4 protein-coding genes are annotated in these 3,895 nt (G+C 39.2%); 1 reads left to right on the forward strand and 3 read right to left on the reverse strand.

The genetic code is table 11. The features are described from left to right. Nucleotides 1–394 precede the first annotated feature (394 nt). Both CK510_RS27580 and CK510_RS32095 read right to left on the reverse strand, forming a co-directional pair. The gene (locus tag CK510_RS27580) at nt 395–817 is read right to left on the reverse strand and encodes an AbrB/MazE/SpoVT family DNA-binding domain-containing protein (RefSeq protein ID WP_095724697.1); all 423 of its coding nucleotides are present in this window, start codon (nt 815–817) and stop codon (nt 395–397) included. A gap of 80 nt (nt 818–897) precedes the next feature. Next, nucleotides 898–1,047: a hypothetical protein gene (locus tag CK510_RS32095; protein WP_158224976.1), complete on the reverse strand. Its 150-nt coding sequence runs from the start codon at nt 1,045–1,047 to the stop codon at nt 898–900. 1,160 nt (nt 1,048–2,207) lie between these two features. Here CK510_RS32095 and CK510_RS27585 point away from each other — a divergent pair. Further along, the gene (locus CK510_RS27585; protein WP_095724699.1) at nt 2,208–3,212 is read left to right on the forward strand and encodes a succinate dehydrogenase/fumarate reductase iron-sulfur subunit; all 1,005 of its coding nucleotides are present in this window, start codon (nt 2,208–2,210) and stop codon (nt 3,210–3,212) included. A 179-nt stretch (nt 3,213–3,391) separates the two neighbouring features. Here CK510_RS27585 and CK510_RS27590 read toward each other — a convergent pair whose 3' ends face one another. Beyond that, nucleotides 3,392–3,895 (reverse strand): TolB family protein, encoded by a 504-nt coding sequence (locus CK510_RS27590; protein WP_095724698.1) that lies wholly within the window; start codon nt 3,893–3,895, stop codon nt 3,392–3,394.

Genomic DNA, 3,895 nt, shown 5'->3' on the forward strand with positions numbered 1-3,895 from the left:
GGCTGAATAAATTTTTGCAGTTGAGCGATCGCAAAAAAAAAACTTATCTTCCACCTCCGATTATGCTTACTCTTCAACAGAAGTAATACTGCTAAACTTACTTTTGTTCGCTATGCGATCGCAAATTAGGTAAATTAAATTTAAGCGATCGCAATTTTATATCTACTTCTTGTAGATTTGTGAATTTTAATAACTCACTGGCTTATGGGCACAGCCAAATTACCCAGATGCAAGAATTCAGTTTCGAGAGTAAAATTATTGAATTTACAAGCTGGATTTTTTGTTTTCAGCAATGTCGAGTACAAAGTTAAAAAGTACAAAGTCAAAACTGGGCAGTTAAATAACTGTTCCTCGACTGCTTCAACTATTAGATTCTCCCTACCTGTACAAAAATTTACTCTTCGTCTTCGTCTTCATCTTCATCCGAGTCGATATCTAAAATCTTTTTATCACTATCGACTTGAATTAAGTGAATATGCTTGTATCCAAGTTTAATTTCAAACTCATCACCTGGTTCCAAGCCCATTGCTTTGGTATATGTTGCGCCAATAACAATTTGACCGTTCTGATGAACACTTACGCGATACGTAGGTTCACGACCACGACCATCTTTTGGAGCTTCAGGACTTAAGGGAATTCCCCTAGCTGATAACAAAGCATCGTAAAAATCAGTCAGATTTACTCTTACCTGACCACCTTTAGTTGTAGTGTAATAACCACACTGTTTGGCTCTTTCTCTTCGAGGCAAAGTCGAAAGTTCTTTTACCTTAGCAAGTAAGGTTTTTCCGGTTAATGGGGCGGTTGCAGTTTCACTCATTCGATTTTAGTTTTCCTTGCTGTCTCCAGACGTTTGAATTATTTAATATGTGCTGCAATGTCAGTTTTTGTCACTTGCAGCTAGCTACTGTGCGCTATCAGGCATTGGGTAAACTCACGCTTGTAAACTACCAGACTTCTGCTGATGGTTATCCATAGCAGATGAAAGGCGATCGCGATCGCAGCTATTAATTTTGGTAATTTCACGGTTTTCTTACCAACATTTGCCATTGAAAAAGAAAAACTTTTTCTTGGACATTAATGTAGGAGTTTCACTTGGAGTCTCCTCCTACAAATTGAGCAGGCAAAGAGCGAGAATACTACGTTGCGAGGATACCCGCCGTTGTCGCATGTATTCTTTGTGAGGATTTTCCTGACCGTTTATCGCCGCACTTGTTTGACGACAATAAATAAGTTGTAAATCGTGCGAAAATGCAGGCTTTCAACTCTCTGTACTGACCTAAATTGCGATAAAGTCTGAGATTTTCCCTACTCGTACTCGCAAGTTTGAGTCAGCATAGTATTTATTGAGCGTATTGCAGGTATACACCTTTTTATCCTGCATGTAAAGACGAAATTTTCACGTCTTTACATTACGAAGAAACAAAGCGGTAATAGCCGCACTTGAGGGCGATTTCTACTGGATTTGCTACCTCGTAATTTTATATTAAATACTAGCATGAACTAATAATAGCAAACTAGTTGTTTAATATTGAATTAAATTTGTTATACAATTTATATCCTAAATTTGTAACTTTAGGGTGAATATTGCCAGACTGAAGAAGGAAAAATTTATTTAGTTTTGGCGAATTGAGATGTTCCCCATGATATTTAACAATTCTATATATCCAGAAATTATCTTTTCATGACTAGTTGTGCTTTTCTTCTGGGAGTAAGCAGTAGAATGTTAGCATTGTTCCCATTAAGTTCAAGTTGGAACTTAGGGGTGATTTAGTTTTGATATTTTTACGATTTGGGAATATGTAGCAAACGGAGAGTAGTCCTAAAATTGGGTTTGACATCAATATCACCCATCGGCATCATCCCAGCAGAAGAGTAAGCATAATCGGAGGTGGAAGATAAGTTTTTTTTTTGCGATCGCTCAACTGCAAAAATTTATTCAGCCCATTGATGGAAAATCGATGAAAATAAGTTTTATGGTTATGCTTAGAATCCAGTCGTGGTTTAATGACTCCAGCCATTAACTAGTTGGATTGAGGTAAAGACAATATTTGTCACGCGATAAGCCCTTGGCGTTAAACTCTGCTTATCGCGTCTTGTCTAGCTCCATAAGTGAGCAAGGGAAGTGCTGGAGAATAATTTGCTCCCTGAAGCGTCAGGTGTTTGTTTGGTTTGTTGGAAAAATTTTGTTAAAAATTGGGTTTGTGGTCATGGAAGTTATTTTTAAGGTTATTCGACAAAAACCAGATTCCTCACCAGTGGTGCAAAATTACCTTTTGGATGTTGAACCTGGAAATACAATCCTTGATTCCCTAAATCGAATTAAGTGGGAACAAGATGGAACTTTAGCATTCCGCAAAAATTGCCGCAATACAATTTGCGGTAGTTGTGCGATACGAATCAACGGACGTTCAGCTTTAGCCTGTAAAGAAAATGTGGGGAGTGAAATAGCTTTCAAGCAGCAGCAATTTGGAAGTACCAGTTCATCTGACGAGATTCCAGAAATAACAGTAGCACCTCTGGGAAATATGCCCGTAATTAAAGACCTAGTGGTGGATATGAACCGCTTTTGGGATAATTTAGAAGCTGTTTCACCCTATGTTAGTACCGCAGGTAGACAAGTTCCCGAACGGGAGTTTTTGCAAACACCCGAAGAGCGATCGCGTCTCGACCAAACTGGCAATTGTATTATGTGTGGTGCTTGTTATTCAGAATGTAATGCTCTTGAGGTCAATGAAAATTTTGTTGGTCCCCATGCCCTTGCAAAAGCTTCTCGAATGGTGGCAGACTCGCGAGATAATAATACAGAAAATCGACTTGAAGAGTATAACGAAGAAACTAAAGGTGTTTGGGCTTGCACTCGCTGTCACTTCTGCAACTCAGTTTGTCCGATGGATGTTGCACCAATGGATCGAATTACCGAAATCAAGCAGGAAATATTAGCTCGTAAACAGAAAAGTGATAGTCGTTCGATTCGACACCGCAAAGTTCTGATCGATTTAGTCAAAAAAGGTGGTTGGATTGACGAACGACAATTTGGCTTGCAAGTGCTAGGTAACAACTTTAAAGATATACGAGGACTATTGGGAATTTCACCTTTAGGACTGCGAATGTTGACACATCGTAAATTTCCGCTCAAATTTGAGCCTTCAGAAGGAACTAAAGAAGTACGAAGTCTAATTGAAGCGGTAAGACTGGAAGAAGGTAAAGAGTAATATGCCGACAGTATCTCAAACCCTGTAGAGACTCATATCTTGTCATGGGGATTATCCCTGCGGCAAAGTTTGCGAGACATGTTACGTCTCTCCACATTCAATTAAAATCCACCTTGCTATATCTAGAGACGCTATATATATAGAGAGACGCGATGTATCGCGTCTCTACATTATTATTTTTATCTTGGGTCTTGGGGAATATTTAAAGGTTGCCCCGATGTGCGATCATAAACTAAAATATCCCATTGTCCGTTTACTGTGGTTTCAAAGGCAATTCTACTACCATCGGCGCTAATGGTCGGGTTTCGGACTTCGGCTTGCAGGTTTGCGGTTAAGTTACGTGATTGTCGAGTTTCGCGATCGTAAAGAAAAATAGCCGATCGCCCCTGACGACTTCCGGCAAAAACAATATAACGAGCGCTATCGGAAACACTTGGGTGGGAAGCAATTGTATCCAACGAGTTTAAACCCGGTAAATCCACTAAATAGCGGGTCACTGTATCATACATATATACATCTTGGCTACCTCGGCGATCGCTTGTAAAAATAATATATCTACCAGATGTTTGCGGGTTTAATTCCGAAGCCAAACTATTTAAACTTCTACCACCAGGGTCAAAAGGATAACTTATTATTTGTGGATAACCACCACATCCACTGAGAAAACTCAAACTAATAAATAT

The organism is Brunnivagina elsteri CCALA 953, assembly GCF_002289455.1.
GTDB lineage: Bacteria > Cyanobacteriota > Cyanobacteriia > Cyanobacteriales > Nostocaceae > Brunnivagina > Brunnivagina elsteri.